Below are 17,204 nucleotides of genomic sequence, written 5' to 3'. Positions count from 1 at the left end.
AGGAGTCAGACCCCCAGGGCCGGACCGATGGTGGTGTTCCACGATTCCTGCATCTCCGATTCGAAGAGACCCCAGGTGTGCGATCCGTCCGGGCGGACGACGTAGTTCACCGGCACTCCGGCCGCCGCGGCGGCGTCGGCGAACACGCGTGTGCTGTCGGCGACGATGCGCTCGATGAGCCCCCCGGTGATATTCGGTCCGAAGTTTGCGGGCAACCGGTCGACCGCGCCCACGCCGCCACTGGCGGATGCGGCAACGTAAACCGCAACCCCGTTGAGCTTGGCGACGTTCTTCGTCGGATCGTGCGCCACCCATAACGGTCCGCCGAAGGGACCCCACATCGCCTCGGCGTTCGCGCCACCGCCCATGAGCGTCAACTGCACCTGTTGAGCATTGTCCGACGGGTTGAGCAGGCCGCTGTACGAGCCGACGGCCTGATACATGCCGGGAACCTGGATCGCGTAGTCGAGTGCGGTACCGCCGGTGCTCGACAAGCCGCCAACGGCGTTCTGGCCGTTAGCGTTGTACTCCTCGTTGATCAGCGGAGGCAGCTCGCGCGTCATATACGTCTGGTACTGCTTGCCCGGATCGGCGATCCAATCGGTGTACCAGCTGAACTGACCCCCGAGCGGCGAGACGACGTTGACGTTCTTGTCGGCGAAGAAACCCTGAATGTCGGTCATCCCGAACCAGCTTTTCGCGCCGGGCGCGATGCCGCCGCCCGCGATGTCGTCCCCGCCGTCGATGCCGGGAAGCAGATAAAACACGGGCGCACCGGATTCCGGGGCTTTGAACACATCGTTGACGATCACCTTATTCATCGACGGCGAGTAAACCGAGACCTTGTCCCACCGATCGGTGACGTGTTCGATGCCGGTGATGTGCGCGCCCTGCGGGGGTTGTGCGACTGCGGCCGGGGCGGACACGGTGGTCAACATCGACAGCAGCGCGACGGCGATCGCGCCGACTCGACGGTATCGAGCGGATGTGGTGCGCACGTAACTCCTCTTATGTTCAGGGGCGCAATATGACTGGACTTCTATAGCACGCGGGATCGGCGCGCGTCGGATAAGTGATCTTGTTGTGGCGCAGTTATCAAGCACACGCATCGGCAGGCGACTGTTATCCGTGGTTGCTCGGTTGCTCAGGGGCACATGAACGCAAGAGGCGGGCCAGGCTCGGCAGTGGTCGTCGCCGAACCGCGCCTGCAGTACTCATTGTCCGTCCTTTCCGACATCACTACTACGTGGTTGCGATTGCAAGCGTGGGCGGAGCTGCCGGGCTAAGCTTTTGACCGCATCTGGCCAGATGACGGTGTGCTCATGCCGAGGCAGCGGTCCGCGCACGCTCATGAACTGTGCAGCACCGCCCCGCCTCGGCGCATGAGGTGTTCACCCCATATTCGGGCCAAATGCGCGGCCGCGAACCGTGGCCGGTGACGAAGGGGGTGGCCCGTGGCCACGGAGGAAAGACTCCTCGAGCGCGAAACGGCGCTCGCAAAGCTTGACAAGTGGCAGCGCGAAACGGCGCGCGGGCGTGGGCGAGTGGTGTTGCTGCGCGGCGAGGCCGGCGTCGGGAAGACCACGGTGATGGCGCGCTTCGTCGCCGGCCTGGGGCCGCGTACCCGTGTCTTCCGCGGATGGTGCGATCCGTTGACGGCCCCGCGCCCACTGGGTCCGCTGGTTGACATGCTGGCCGAAACGCCCGGCGAGCATGCCGCGGACATGCGAGCCGCCGTCGACGCAGGCGATGTCGAGGCGATCTATACCCGGTTCGTCGGGATGTTCGGCCGCGGAACCGCATCGGTGTGCATCGTCGAGGATGTGCACTGGGCTGACGGCGCGACACTGGACCTGCTGCGGTTTCTGACCAGACGAATCGAATCTCTGCCGCTGCTGCTGGTGGCGTCGTACCGCGACGACGAGATCGGTGACCATCACCCAATGGCGGTGTTGTTGGGCGACTTGACGACGTCGTCGGCGGTGAGCCGGCTCAAACTTGATCCGCTCAGCGAGTCGGCGGTCGCGAGACTGGCGGCCGGTAGCGGGGTCAATGCCGAGGTGTTGCATCAACTCACGGGCGGAAACCCGTTCTACGTCACGGAGGTACTGGCAGACGGTTCCGCGGCCGTGCTCGACGGCGGCTTGCCGCACAGCGTGTCTGACGCGGTGCGGGGTCGGCTGGCCCGGCTGTCGACTGCCGGGCGCGAGACTGCCCATGCCACCGCGGTCTGCGGTCCGCGCGCGAGTCTGACACTGTTGTCCGAGGTTTGCCCCGACGCGGCGGATGGGCTCGTGGAGTGCCTTGACGCCGGTGTCCTTGTGGCCGACGCGGCCACGGTCGGGTTTCGGCATGAGTTGGCCCGACGTGCCGCACTGGACCAGATCCCCGCGTTCCAGCGGCGCACGTTCCACAAGCGTGCGCTGACGGCCTTGGCTGACGCGCCAGTGGACCCGAACACATTGGCAGCGTTGGCCTTTCATGCCGAACAGGCCGGTGACACCGACGCGGTCCTCGAGTATGCCCCCACCGCAGCCGCGCGCGCGTCGTCGTTGGGCGCCAACCGCGAGGCCGTTGAACTTTACGCGCTGGCGTTGCGCCACGCCGACGCCGTGCCCGCCGAACAAAGGGTGACATGGCTTGAGCAACACGCATTCTGCGGCTATCTGAGCGGACTCGCCGACGCGGCGGTGTCATCCTGGCAGGACGCGATCGCCCTGCGTCACGAACTGGGCGACCGCATGCGCGAAGCCGAGGATCTGCACTGGCTGTCACACCAGATGTATCTGCTGGGCCATACCAGGGCAGCCATCGACGCTGCCGCGGCGTCGCTGCGGCTACTCGAGGTCATGGAGCCCTCCCCCCAGCTCGCCATGTCGTTGGCCACGATGGCGGCACTGACGGCGTTTGATTTCGATCCGGCGTGCGATGAGTTCGCCTCGCGCGCCGTGGCACTCGGGACCGAGACCGGGTTCGGCATCGCGGTGGTGCGGGCCAGATTCTTCGCGTTGCTGGCCACCGTCCTGTGCACCGACGACGGATGGGATGAGCTCGAGGCCTGTTGGCGCGAATCGATGGCCGTCGAGGGCCTGTCCGAATTGGGCGGCCTGAACGGCGGACTCATCTGCTGGTTCGCCGCCGTGCATTACAAGCTAAACCGCGCCGCGGGCTACATCGACGAAACCTCGGATTTCTGCACGGCTCACGACCTCGGCATGTTCGATTCGATCACCAGCGGCGCCGCCGCCCTTGTCGCCCTGCATCGCGGTGACTTCACGGACGCGCTGGCCATCGCCGAAGAGGTGCTGAGCCGACCCGCCCTGCCTCCACCGCCGCGGATCCTGCCGTTGGTGACCGCCGCATTGGTTCACGCCCGTCGCGGCGAGCCGGTCCCCGCGCTGCTGGACGAGGCCCTGGCCGCTGCCGATCCCGGCGACATGGCGCGTCTCGGAGTGGTGTGGGCGGCTCGCGCCGAAGCGGCCTGGCTGGCCGGTGACGACGACGCCGCGCGCGCCGAAGCACAGATCGGAATTGCCGCTGCCAAACAACATTCCGACCCGTGGATGGTGGGTCATCTTCGGCGTTGGGCGCGTGTGGGCGGCGATCTGCCCGATGACGCACCGACCGCCGACAGCATCACCCCCTATCGCCTCGAAGTCAGCGGCGACTGGGAAGCGGCGGCGCAGGAGTGGACGCGTCTCGGCAGCCCCTACGACGCGGCCGTGGCCCAGCTGGGCGGCGACGCCGCGGCCGTGGCCGCCGCACTCGACACCTTCCGCCGCCTCGGCGCACGCGCGGCGACGCGCCGCGCTCAGCAGAGACTCGCCCAACTGCGCGGCCGGAATCCGGACGCCCGGCGCAAAGCCACCATCGCCGATCCGCACGGGCTCACCCAACGCGAACGCGACGTCCTCGAACTACTTGCCGCCGGCCACAGCGACGCCGAAATAGCCACTGCCCTCTTTATCAGCCCCAAGACCGCCAACCGCCACGTCGGTGCGATCCTGTCGAAACTCGGCGTCCGCAACCGCACCCAGGCCGCGGCATACGCGCACCGCCGAATGCCGTCGGCGAACTAGTCGTCAGCGACGGGCACTGTCGCTCAAACCGAACCGGTCATGGAGGCCGACCAGCCATCTGGGCGCCCACCAGTTGCGCCGGCCGAGCACCCGCATGAACGCGGGGACCAGAAGCATCCGGACCAGCGTGGCATCTGCCAACACGGCGACTGTCAGCCCGAAGCCGAACAGCCGCATGAATGACACTTTCGCGGCCATCAACGCTGCGAAGGAAATCGTCATGATGAGCGCGGCGGCCGTGATCACCCGCCCGGTGTGAGCGACGCCCAGAGCGACACTCGCCTCATTCGCGCCCCAGCCTTGATGCGATGTCAGCCAATACTCCCGGATTCGCGAGACCAGGAATATTTCGTAGTCCATGGAGAGACCAAAAGCGATGCAGAACAACAACACCGGTAGCTGAACACCCAGCGTGCCGGTGGCCGCGGTGCCCAGCCCGCCGAGGTTGCCTTCCTGGAACACCCACACCAGCGCACCGAATGCCGCAGTCAGTGACAGCGTGTTCATCACCACAGCCTTGACCGGCAGGACCGCGCTGCCGGTCAGCAGGAAGACCAGCAGCAGCGTGATGGCGACGATCAGCGTGAGCACCAGTGGCAGGCGCGTGGCGATGGCGTTCACACTGTCCCGATTACTCTGTGCCGCTCCGGTCAGCTGCACCGGCTTGCCCGCGGGGGCAGGCACGGCATGCAGACGGTCAAGCTGCTCATTAGACGCTGCCGAATACAGTGGCGCGGTGGTGCTGACGGTGAGGAAGGCGCTGCCGTCCTTGTGACCATTCGGCGCAGCGGGCGGCCCTGATCGTTTGCCCTCGACGAACGTCGCGCCGAGCGATGACACCGACGACACGTCGGGAACGCGCGAAAGCGCGGCGGCATAGACGTCCAGATCGCGGGATGTCAGACCGGTTGCATCGGGCAGGACGACCGTGACAGGAGCAATCCCGTTGTGCGGGAATTCATTACGTAGCTGCTCGCCGACTTGGCGCGCCGAAGTGGACGTCGGCAGCACCCGATCGTCGGCGAATCCCCACCGCACATCGAGGAACGGCGTTCCGAGCAGCAGAAGCAGCGCGACGACGCCGAAGCCGATCGGCAGGGCTCGGCGCATGACAGCCCTCGTCCAGCGATACCAGAACCGCTGCTCGACAGGCACGGGTCGCGGCTCGGGGCGCCGGAAAAGACGGCGTGTCAACCGGCGCACGTCCCACGCGTCGAGGCGGCCGCCCAGCAGTGCGATCGCTGCCGGCGTCACGACGATCGCCGCCGCTGCGGCGAAACCGACCACCGCCACCCCCGCGTAGGCGAAGGACTTCAGGAAGTACTGCGGAAACAGGACCATCGTAGCCATCGACAGCGCCACCGTCGTCGCCGAGAACAGCACGGTGCGGCCGGCAGTGGCCATGGTCCTGATCAATGCCGCGTCACGGGATCGTCCGTCGGCCAACTCGTCTCGGAATCGGCTGAGGATCAACAGCGTGTAGTCGATGGCCAGCGCCAAGCCCATCGCCACGCTCAGGTTCAGCGCGAAGACCGACACCTCGGTGAACAGGGCCACCGCGCGCAGCGACGCCATCGAACCGAAAATCGCGAAGACGCCGACCACCACGGGCAGCGTTGCGGCCACCAGTCCGCCGAACACCCAGACGAGGACGAGGAAACTCAACGGCAAGGCCAGCGACTCCATGAGCAACAGGTCTTCGCCAGTCTGTTCATTGACCTGCCAGTTGACGACGGCTTCGCCGCCGGCGCGCACAGTGACGCCATCGCGATCCCGCACGAGTTCCTCGGACAATCGTTTGGCGTGAAGCTGCGCATCGCTGTCGCCGCCCGACAGCGACGCTGTGATCAGCCCGGTCTTGCCATCCTCGCTGAGGTACGACCGCGCCGTGGCGCGTGGGAGCGTCCACGGGGACTGCACCTGCCGGACGTGCGGCGAGTCTCGCAGTCGCGCAACGAGATCGGATCCCACCCTGCTGGCTGCTGGCCGGAGGGCCCCGTCCTCAGCGGTGACGGTGATGACCATTCCCATGCCGCCATGGTCGAACTTCTCGGCGAGCAGCGCCGAGGCGGCTGACGATTCGGAGCCGGGATCGAGCCCCCCGCCTGCGGCCAGCGACTTGCTCACCGGGATGCCGAAGAGCGCGGTGCCGATCATCACCAGCACCGCTAAGGCGATGACCCGGCGGGGCGCGGCGATCGCCAGCCGGGCGATTGCGGTCAGCACGACACTTCCTCCGTTGATGTCAGCGATCGGCGAGTTCGTGCTCGATGAGTTCGCGGTAGATCGGCAGGCGCAACAGTTCTTTGTGTGTGCCGGCTGCCTGAATACGCCCGTGCGACAGCACGAGAATCTGGTCTGCGCTGGTGACGGTCGACAGCCGGTGGGCGACGACCAGCAGGCTGCGCTGCCCACGAGCCTCCAGGAGGTTGGCCATCACGTCGTACTCGTTGGCGCGATCGAGGTGCGCCGTCGGTTCGTCCATCAGGATCAGCTCGGACTTCGACAGATACGCCCGTGCCAACGCGAGCCGCTGGCGTTGGCCACCGGAGAGGCTGCGACCTCGTTCGAGCACGGGTGTGTCGAGTTGTGCGGGCATCATGGCGATCTCGTCAACAATGTTGGCTTGCGCCAGTACCCGCCACAGATCGCTGTCGGTCGCGCCCGGATCGGCGATGAGCAGATTGTCGCGGATGGTGCCGTTGAGCACCGGCGCATCCTGTTCGAGCAGGCCGAGTTTTCCCCGGAGGTCCTTGAGGGACATGGAGCGGATGTCCTGGCCATCCCAACGCACCGTGCCGGTTGCGGGGTCGTGAAACCGGCACAACAGTCCGAGAATTGTGCTCTTCCCGGCGCCGGACGGTCCGATTAGCGCGGTCACCTGATTTCGGTTCAGTCGCAACGAGACGTCCGACAGCACAGCATTGTCGCCGTAGGAGAACGAGACGTGCTCGAACTCGACCAACGGCGCAGGTCGACCCGCCGACCGCGACGCGACGGGGGCGGGCTCACTGTCGAGTCGCGACGCGTCGTCCTCCGGCAGTTCGCGCAGTACGGCGACCAGGTGGTGGTACGCGCCGGCCGAGGTGCGCAGCGTCGCAAGGGCGCTGAACCCGGCGGTGATGGGAAAGACGGCGTACATGGCGAAGGCGAACATGCTGACGAACTGCCCGACGGACAACTCGCCGCTGGTGACGCGCCGTCCGTCGATGATCATGATGGCCAGGAAGGCTCCCGTGACGCCCAGACGTACCAGGAGGCGATTGCCCGCGGTGGCCGACGCGATGCGGACGCCGGCCTCATAGGCCGCGTGCGCGCCGGTGCTGATGGACTTCACTTCGCGATCTTCGGCGCCGAAGAGTTTGACGGTGCGCGCCGCGCCCAGTGTTCGGTCCAACCCTGCCGTGTAGTCACCCAGCGCCGCTTGACGTTTCATCGACGCATGCTGGATTCGGGACAGCAGCGGGCTGCCCGCACCGAATGCGACGGCCATGACGACAACCACGACGCCGACGGTGATCGCGTCGATCGACAGCATGATGATCCCGGCCCCGAGCAGCGTCAGCGACCCGAACACCAGATCGCCGACGGCTCGCGGCATGTCGCGCAGCAGGCTCGCATCGCTGGTACCACGCGCAAGCAGGCCGCCGGTGCGGCTCGCGTCCAGCACGCCGATCGGGAGGTGCACGACATGCGTCGTAAAGACGGCGCGCGACTGCAGGACCACCCTCTCCCCCGTTCGGTCTAACCGAAATTGCGCGAGCGCTTCCAAGACCAGCTGCCCGACAAGCATGGCCAGCAACGACATCACCCATGCCGCACTCGGCGCGCCATCCGCTGCCCGGTCGACGAGACGACCGGCCAGGAGCGGCTGGAGCATGATGAGCACGGTCGCCACCGCGAGCAGCAGAAGGCTCACGGTCATCGACAATTTGTGAGCGCGCAGCAGGGTCAGCATTGAGCGGCCTACAACAGTCCGAGATGTCGTAGTTCGGCGGCGTACTTGGTGATGATCGGCGCAGTCACGTGCGGGATATCTGGACTGTTCTGGTCGGGGCCGATCTTCGCCTCCCGCACCGCGGCCCGGAATCGGTCCGTCGACGCATAGGCCCCGCGGGTCGGCGTGAGCGGCCGCAGCTCGGTGAGGTCACGCAGCAGCAGCATCTGCAGCACCGAATGACGTCGCTGCTTCTCCGGCAGGGCGCGCAGTCCGGACTCGAAGCGTTGCAGCCACTCCCCGAAGTCGTCGATTCGCTCGATGGGGTGTCCGGCCTCGATCAGCCAGTCGACAAACACATCCAGCCCGACGCCATCATCGTGGGGGTTCATCACGTGATACGTCTCGAACCCGTCGACCACCTGCACGCCCAGCGTGGTGATCGCTTCCGCGACGAAATCGACGGGTAGTCCGTCGAAGTGTGCGCGTTCCCGGTTGCCGTGCGCATCGAGCCGGTAGAAGGATTTCGGTGCCACGCCGGTTGCCAGCACACTCAACACCATTCGGGTGAACGTGTCGGACAGATTGAGCTGGCCGGCGTACGTGGGCTCAGCCAGGATCATGTCGCAGCGGAACACGGCGACCGGTAGCCCACACAGGTCGTTGGCCTCACGCAGCAGGACCTCGCCCGCCCACTTGCTGTTCCCGTAGCCGTTGGACAGTCCCGCATTCATTTGGCGGGTGGGGCTGATGACGCGGATATCCGCATCCTCGGTGAACACCGACGGGTCCACCTGGTCGCCCACATTCGCCGTGGAAACATAAGCGTACGGCTTGAGTTTCGCGGTGAGCGCCAGGCGAATCAGCTCAGCGGTGCCCACCACGTTCGGCTCGAACAGTTCGCGGTACGGCAGCACGCCGTTGACCAGCGCTGCGGAATCGGCGATCGCATCGACGGTTTCGGCGAGTCGCTGCCATGTCTGCTGCGCCACGCCCAGGTTATTCGCGCTCTTGTCGCCGGCGATGACCTCGAGACGGCCGGCGGCCAATTCACGGAAGTATCGCGACAGTCCAGGGTCACCGCTGAAAGTCTTCTCGAGGCGGCGGCGCGCATCCACATCGGAGTCGGCGCGTATCAAACAGATCAAGCTGCCGTCGACACGCTCCATCTGCTCGAGCATCGTCAAGGTCAGGTATCGCCCGAGGAATCCGGTGGCCCCGGTCAGCAGGACTGTTCGCACCTCGGCGCTGGGGCCCGGCAGTACCGAAGCTGTGGACAGGGTCGGCGCGTCGATGAAGTTGTCCAGGGTGAGATCGCCGGCGTGCAGCGTCGTGGTGGCGTGACCGTGGACGGAATCGAAGCGTGCGTCACTCGCGGCCGAAACAGCCTCGGCCGAGCCGTCTTCGGTGTGCAACCGCAGACACAGGTCTCTGACCGACGGTGCGTCGAACAGCGTGCGTACCGCGAGGTCGGCATCGAGCGAGGTGTTGAGCGCGGCGATTACGCGCATCGCCGACAGCGAATCGCCGCCGAGGTCGAAGAACGAGTCGTCGACGCCGACCTGGGGTCGGCCGAGCACCTCGGCGTAGATGCCGGCGACGACCGCTTCTGCGGCACTGGCGGGGGCGCGGTAGTGATCGGCCTCGGTGAATCCGGGGGTAGGCAGGGCGCGCACGTCGAGTTTGCCGTTGATCGTCAGCGGCAGGCTGTCCATCGCGACGACGGCGGCGGGCACCATGAAGGCCGGTAGCCGATCGGCCAGGCGTGCGCGCGCATGCTCGGTATCGACCGAGCCGGTGACGTAACCGACCAGTCGGGGGCCGCCTGGCAGGTCGTCTCGGACGACCGCCGCGGCCTGGTCCACGCCGTCCAATTCGCTCAGTGCTGAGCGCACTTCGCCGAGTTCGATCCGGAAGCCCCGGACCTTCACTTGTTCATCGGCGCGCGACACGAACCTCAGTTGCCCCTCGTCGTCCCACCGAACAAGGTCGCCGGTCCGATACATCCTCGACCCGGGCGCTCCGAATGGGCACGGTACGAACCGCGCCGCCGTCAGCCCCGACCGTCGCCAATAGCCGATTCCCACACCGTTTCCCGCGATGTAGAGCTCGCCAACGACACCGGGTGGAACGGGATGCAGCCGCTCGTCGAGCACGAACACCGCCGCGCCGGGCACCGGTGTCCCGATCGGGGGTGCGCCCGAACCACGTCGCAACGGCGCACTTCTGGTGGCGTCCACAGTCGTCTCGGTGGGGCCGTAGGCGTTGATCATCAGGCGTCCGTCGGCCCATTGGTCGACGACCGCCGCGGGACACGCCTCCGCGCCGACGACGAGAGTCAGCGCGTCCAACCCCTCCGGCGACAGCATCGCCGCCGCCGACGGGCTCAGGTCGAGCACGGTGACCTGTTCGCTGATCAGCAGATCGGTGAAATCGGTCGGCGATGCGGCCACTTCCTCGGGGACGATCACCAGTCGTCCGCCGCGGAGTAGCGCGCCCCAGATCTCCCACACCGAGACGTCGAACGCATAGGAGTGGCACTGTGCCCAGACGCCGGCCCGGGGCAGCGAAGCATCCAGTGATGCCACCATGTGCGTGACGTTGCGATGGTTGATGGCAACACCTTTCGGCATTCCCGTAGTGCCCGAGGTGTAGACGAGGTACGCGACGTCGTCGGGCGCGGGCAGGCTGAGCCCGGTACATGGATACCCCTGGATGCCGGGGTCGTTGACATCGATGGTCGGCAACCCGCACCCGTCCAATCGGTCGGCGACGTCCGCGCGGGTGATCGCGAATAGAGGGGTTGCGTCGGCGACGATGGAGTCGATCCGCGCAGCGGGAAGCGCGGGGTCCATCGGCACGTACGACGCACCTGTCTTGAGCACTGCTGCGATGGCCACGACCGCGTCGGCGCAGCGCGGGAACATCAATGCCACTCGGGTGCCGGGTCCGACGCCTCGGCCACGCAGCAGATGCGCCAACCGGTTGGACGCCTCGTCGAATGTTCGGTAGCTCATGGCCGCGTCGCCGCACACCAACGCCAGCGCCTCGGGCGTGCGTTGCACCTGTTGGGCCAGCGCCGCAGGGATGGACCCCGTGTCCCGGGTGGGTCCGGTGAGGGTGTCGCGGTTGGTCCACCCGTCGACTCGTTCGCGCTCGGAGTCGTCGAGCAGTCGGATCGACGAGAGCCGTCCGGTCGGGTCGGCGGTCATCGCCGCAAGCACTTTCTCCAACCGGTCGATCAGCGTGGCGACCGTGGCCTCTTCGAATACGTCGGTGCGGAACTCCATTGCCCCGCCGATGCCGGCGAGTTCACCGGCCTCGGTGAAGCGTTCGCCCAAAGACAATGCGAGGTCCATTCGGGCGGTGTGGGTCTCGAGGGGCATGTGAGTGATCGTCAGATCGCCCAGGGCCAGATGGGCGGCTGGGTCGGTGAGAGACCCGGCGAAGTTCTGCCAGGCCAGCAAAACCTGCACCAGCGGATGGTGGGTTCTGGAACGAGGTGGATTGAGCCGCTCCACGAGTGTTTCGAATGGCACGTCCTGGTGCTCGTATGCGGCCAGGCTGCGCTGGCGCACCTGTGCCAGCAGCTCGCCGACTGTCGGGTCGCCGCCGAGGTCCACGCGGAGCACCAGAGTGTTCACGAAGAAGCCCACGAGTTCGTTCAGCGCTGGATCGTCTCGTCCGGCGATCGCGAAGCCCAGCGCGACATCGTCATTGGCGGCGAGGCGTGAGAGCAGCACCGCGAGCGCGGCTTCGATCACCATGAAGCTGGTGGAGTTGTGTTCGCGGGCCACCTCGCGCACGCGCCGCTGCAGCTCCGCGGACCAGTTGACGCTCACGCTGGCACCGCGGTGATCGGCCACGAGCGGATAGGGCCGATCGGTGGGTAGCTCCAGGTACTCCGGTACGCCTGCCAACGCCGTTTCCCAGAACCGCAGCTTCGCGGCGAGACGGCTGTGGGGATCGGCTGCGGATCCGAGTCGTTCGCGCTGCCACAGTGTGTAATCGGCGTACTGCACCGGCAGCGGCGTCCAGTCGGGACCATGCCCCGCGCTCCGGCAGGCGTAGGCCGCACCCAGGTCGCGGGCCAGCGGAGTCACCGACCAGCCATCGGCGGCGATATGGTGGACCACCATCACCAAGACGTGTTCGTCGGTATCGATGCGGAAAAGCTGTGCGCGCAGCGGTATCTCGGTCGCAAGATCGAACTCGTGCCGGGCCGCGGCGGCGACGGCCTCCTCGAGACGGTCCGACGGCCACCCGGTGGCATCGGCGACCTGCCAGCCGACGCCGGTTCCAGGCGCCAACACCACCTGTTGCGGGACGCCTTCGTCAGCGATGAAGAGGGTTCGCAGGCTCTCATGGCGGTCCACCACGTCCGACACTGCGGCCCTCAGGGCGTCCTCGTCGAGCGCGCCGTGCAAGCGCAGCGCTACCGACATGTTGTATACCGCGGAGGGACCCTGGAATTGGTCGATGAACCACAGCCGACTCTGGGCGAACGACAGCGGGATGGTCGTCGGTCTGTCGTAGCGTGCCAACGGCTCGAGGCCGCCCTCGGAGGTCTCGACCCGGCTCGCGAGCGCGTCGACCGTCGGTGCGTCGAACAAGGTACGCACGGACAGACGGGTGCCCAGGCTGGCGTTGACGGCGGCGGTCACCCGCATGGCCGACAGCGAGTCACCGCCGAGTTCGAAGAACGAGTCGTCGACCCCGACGCGGTCGACTCCGAGCACCTCGGCGTAGATGCCGACCAGGATCTCCTCGACCGGTGTGGAAGGCGGTCGATACCGCTCGGCGTCGCTGTAGTCGGGCGCCGGTAGGGCACGGGTGTCGAGCTTGCCGTTGACCGTCAAGGGCAGCGTGTCGAGGACGACGATCGCGGCGGGCACCATATGCACCGGGAGTTGCTCGGCAAGCCTCGCACGCAACGGTGCCGGATCGGCCGGCCCCGTGACATAGCCGACCAGGCGCCGGTCGCCGGGACGGTCCTCGCGGACGATCACCACCGCGGCCTCGACACCGTCCGACTCGCTCAACACCGCGGCGACCTCGGCCGGTTCGACGCGGTATCCCCGGATCTTGACCTGCTCATCGGCGCGGCCCACGAACCGCAGCTGTCCATCATCACCCCAGCGCACCAAATCACCGGTGCGATACATCCGCGATCCGGATCCGGCGAACGGGCACGGTACAAAACGTGCCGCCGTCAACGTGCTTCTACGCCAATATCCGATGCCGAGGCCCCGACCTGCCACATACAGTTCGCCCACCATCCCGGCGGGCACCGGCCGCAGCCACCGGTCGAGAACGAAGAAGGCCGCGCCCGGCACCGGTGCGCCGATAGGTGCCACGTCCGACCCGGCTGTCAACGGCGCGCTCATCGACGCATACCACGTCTCGGTCGGCCCGTAGGCGTTCACCATTTTGCGTCCGGGTGCCCACCGGTCGACCAGCTCGGTCGGGCAGACCTCTCCTGCGACGATGAGCGTCACCGAATCCAGCCCGTCAGATGGCAGCATCGCTGCGGCAGAGGGGGTCTGGTTCACGACGTCGACGTCTTCGGCGATCAGCAGAGCGTGTAAGTCGGCCGGCGAACCCGCCGCCGCCTCGGGCACCACGACAAGTCGGCTCCCGCGCAGAAGCGCACCCCAGATCTCCCAGACGGAGACGTCGAAGGCATAGGAATGCCACTGCGACCACACCTGTCCAGAAGGGTCGTCGGTCAGCGAATCCAGCAGTCCGGTCACGGTGCGATGAGTCACCGCGACACCCTTGGGCACACCGGTGGTGCCGGAGGTGTAGATGATGTACGCGATGTCGTCGCCCGCAGGCGCGGCCGTCCAGGTGTGCGAACAGTCGGCGATGCGTGGGTCGTCGACCACGACGATCGGAATGTCGGAGTTCAGCCGATCGGTCAGGTGGGTGGTGGTGATCGCGGCGACGGGTTGCGCGTCGGCGAGCATGAAGTCGACGCGGGCGGCGGGCAGCGTCGGATCGATCGGTAGATAGGCGGCCCCGGTCTTCAGGACAGCCGCCATGGCGATGATCGCCGCGGCGGACCGCTCGAACAGCAGCGCCACGCAATCGCCTGGACCGACACCGTACCGAGATAGCATGTGCGCCAATTGATTCGACGCATCGTCGAACTGTCGGTACGTGAAGGACTCGGCCCCGAAGCTGAGCGCGGGCGCATCCGGGGTCCGCGCAACCTGGGCGGCGAGCGCCTCCGGTATCGACACCTCGGCCGCCGCGGGTCGCGCCGTGGACCTGCGGTCGCCCCACCGGACCAGCCGGGCCTGCTCGACTCCGTCGAGCAGAGCCATCGACGACAACGCCCGCGCCGAGTCGGCAGCGATCTCGGCCAGCCCCTTGCGCAACTGCGCGCACAGCGTTTCGACCATCGCGCTGTCGAACACATCGGCGCGGTAGTCGACCGTGATGCCCAGCTCCGCGCCGGGAGATGCCTGCACCACGAGCATGTAGTGCGTGGTTTCGTGAATGCGAACGGCGCCGATGGACAGCTCGTCGGCGCTGTTCAGCCGGTCCCTGTCGATCGGGTAATTCTCGTAGACGAATAGGGTGTCGAACAACGTCTCATGCCCGGCGATGCGGTGCACTTCGCTCAGCGGCAGATGCTGGTGTTCGAGGGTCTTGTGGGCGATGTCCGCGAGTTGGCGCAGCAGTTCAGCCCCGGTGGTCGCCGGGGTGGCACGCGCCCGCACCGGGACCGTGTTGATGAATAGGCCGACCATCGATTCGGCACCGGCCACCTCGGCGGGTCTGCCGGAAACCGTTGTGCCGAATACGACGTCGTCGTGACCCGTCACCGTCATCAACACCTGCGCCCATGCGGCCTGCAGCACGGTGTTGACGGTCGTGTGGTGTGTCCGCGCCAGCTCGGCAATTGCTTTGGTGGTCTCGGGCGGAAGGCGGAAGGAGAGCGCATCGCGTGAGCCCAGCCGTAGCCGGTCCGGCGGTCCGACCAGTGTCGGCTCGTCGAGCCCGGAGAGCACTGCGCTCCAGGCGGTGCGGGCGGCATCGCGATCGCGATCGGCCAACCAACGCAGGTACTTCCGGTAGGAACCCGCGGCGGGTAGCCGCTCCCCACGATATTCGGCGACGATTTCGCCGAGCAGAATCGGCATAGACCAGCCGTCGACGGTGAGGTGGTGAACGGTGAGCACGAACCGGTGGCGTTCGGGTGCGGTTCGGACGAGCGCTACTCGAAAGACCGGTTGCTCAGTGGGGTCGCACACCGCGGCGCGCTCGGTGGCGCACAGCTGTCCGATCTGATGTTCGTCGTCGAAATCCAGTGATTGCCAGGGGAAGTCCGGATCGCGTTCGATGATTTGGATCGGCTGGTCGAATTGGGTCGAGAAGCGGGCCACCAGGTTTGGATGGCGGCTTACCACGGTGCGGACCGCCTCCCGTAGACGGCCGCTGTCGAGCGGTCCGTTCAAGGCGATGTCGAGTTGCACCGTGTACAGATCGGCGGCGTCCGAGACGGCGTCGGCGTGAAAGAGCAAACCCTGCTGCAACGGGCTCAGCGGCAGGATGTCGGCGATCCGGTACCGCCGTTCCATTTCATCGATCTGACGCTGAGTCAGGACAGCAGGTGCGATGTCGGACGGTGTCAGTCCTCCCCCGCCGGCCCGGACGTGCACACAGATACCACGGAGGGCTTCGAACCACATTTGGCTGAGACGGGCTATCTGATCTCGATCGAGTGTCGATGGCGCCCATATCCAGTCGGCATGCAGATGCGGACCGGAGTCGGTGTCGACGGTCGCGGCGTTGAGCGTCAGGGTGTGCATCAGCGGCATCGGCAGTCCGTCACCCGCGGCGACCAACGAACCCCAGTGGCCGATCTGCCAGCCGTCCGCCGTGGTGTCCTGACCGAGCCCGCCAAGGCGGCCGAGGTAGTTGAATGCGATCTGCGGGTCCGTTTGTGGCAGGTCGACTCCGGGGTTGAGGTAGCGCAACGCGCCGTAGGTCAGCCCGTTTGGTACCGCACGGAGCTGCTCTTTGAGATCCTTGACGACGTCGCCGAGCGCCGCATCGCCCGCCACGACCTGCGACCACCGCAGTTCTCTCGCGGATAGGGAGACCGGGTACTTGGCCGTGAACCAGCCCACGGTCTGCGACAGGTCCAGTCCAGGAGCCAGGTCCTCGTCGCGTCCGTGACCTTCGACGTCGACGCCGACCGGCGCGTCACTCTTGCCGAGGAACTCCGCCAACGCGAGCCCGAAGGCGATCAGCAGAATGTCCTGCACGCCTGCATGAAACGCCGCAGGCGCCTCGGCCAGCAGGGTGCCGGTGGTCTCGCTGTCCAACAGCGTCGCCAGCTGCTCGGCGGCGGCGAACGTGTCCACCGCAGGCCGAACCGACGGCAGCGCGTCCGGCACGTCGACCACCCGCTTCCAGGCTTGCGCCTGCGACGTCACCTCCGGCGTCTGCGCGTAGCGGTTGAGCAGCGCGGCCCACTGCCGGAACGACGTACCGCTGACGGGGAGCGCCACCTCTTGCCCACTGCGACGCTGATTCCACGCTACGGACAGATCGCGCAACAAGATTCGCCACGACACTCCGTCAACGGCCAGGTGGTGGATGATCAGGACCAGGTGACCCGGCGAGGCGATCCACAGTGCGCTGAGCATCACTCCGGTTGCCGGGTTCAAGCGGGACCTGGCCGCCACCAGTGCTTCGTCGGACAAGTGGTCGACTGACTGTACGCACGCGTCGGCTGCCACTGCTTTCGCTTCGCGGGTGTGCAACGACCACCCACCCGAGACGTCCTCGTCAACCTGCAGTCGCAGCATCGCGTGCCGATCAAGCAGGGCTTGGAGGAGCGCCACCACGTCCGCCTCGGTGGCGTCCTTCGGCGCCTGCAGCAACACGGTCTGATTGAACTGTCCGACAGGTCCTTCGACGGCCTGTAGCCACCGCATGATCGGTGTGGTCGGCACCTCGCCGACACCGTCGTCGGCGACCGACTGGCCGTCGGCCAGACCGGCGACGCGGGCCAGGCCCGCGACGGTCTGCTCGACGAAGATGTCGCGCGGCCGACACGTCACACCCGCGGCACGTGCGCGCGCCACGACTTGCATCGCCAGGATGCTGTCGCCGCCGAGTTCGAAGAAGGAGTCTTCGGTGCCGACGTGGGTGAGGCCGAGGACGTTTGC

The 17,204-nt window shown here is 66.8% G+C and carries 5 protein-coding genes; 1 reads left to right on the top strand and 4 read right to left on the bottom strand.

Annotated features, from left to right (window positions below):
- Window positions 1-5 precede the first annotated feature (5 nt).
- Window positions 6-998: an alpha/beta hydrolase gene (locus tag N4S67_RS16370; protein WP_260994076.1), complete on the bottom strand. Its 993-nt coding sequence runs from the start codon at window positions 996-998 to the stop codon at window positions 6-8.
- 456 nt (window positions 999-1,454) lie between these two features.
- Here N4S67_RS16370 and N4S67_RS27990 point away from each other — a divergent pair, with 456 nt between their 5' ends.
- Window positions 1,455-4,079: an ATP-binding protein gene (locus tag N4S67_RS27990; RefSeq protein WP_313959955.1), complete on the top strand. Its 2,625-nt coding sequence runs from the start codon at window positions 1,455-1,457 to the stop codon at window positions 4,077-4,079.
- A gap of 3 nt (window positions 4,080-4,082) precedes the next feature.
- On the opposite strand, the gene N4S67_RS16355 is transcribed toward N4S67_RS27990, so the two are convergent.
- The 3 genes from N4S67_RS16355 to N4S67_RS16345 all read right to left on the bottom strand — a co-directional run.
- Window positions 4,083-6,305, bottom strand: coding sequence for an MMPL family transporter (locus tag N4S67_RS16355; protein WP_260994075.1), 2,223 nt, complete (start codon window positions 6,303-6,305; stop codon window positions 4,083-4,085).
- Window positions 6,306-6,324: 19 nt separating this feature from the next.
- Window positions 6,325-8,004, bottom strand: coding sequence for an ABC transporter ATP-binding protein (locus N4S67_RS16350; protein ID WP_260994074.1), 1,680 nt, complete (start codon window positions 8,002-8,004; stop codon window positions 6,325-6,327).
- Between the two features lie 41 nt (window positions 8,005-8,045).
- Window positions 8,046-17,204: non-ribosomal peptide synthetase (locus tag N4S67_RS16345; RefSeq protein ID WP_260994073.1), on the bottom strand; the 9,159-nt coding region annotated here is incomplete at its 5' end.

Origin of the sequence: Mycobacterium deserti (genome assembly GCF_025345615.1) — a bacterium.
Taxonomy (GTDB): domain Bacteria; phylum Actinomycetota; class Actinomycetes; order Mycobacteriales; family Mycobacteriaceae; genus Mycobacterium; species Mycobacterium deserti.
This window is presented reverse-complemented; position numbering and strand designations above follow the sequence as displayed.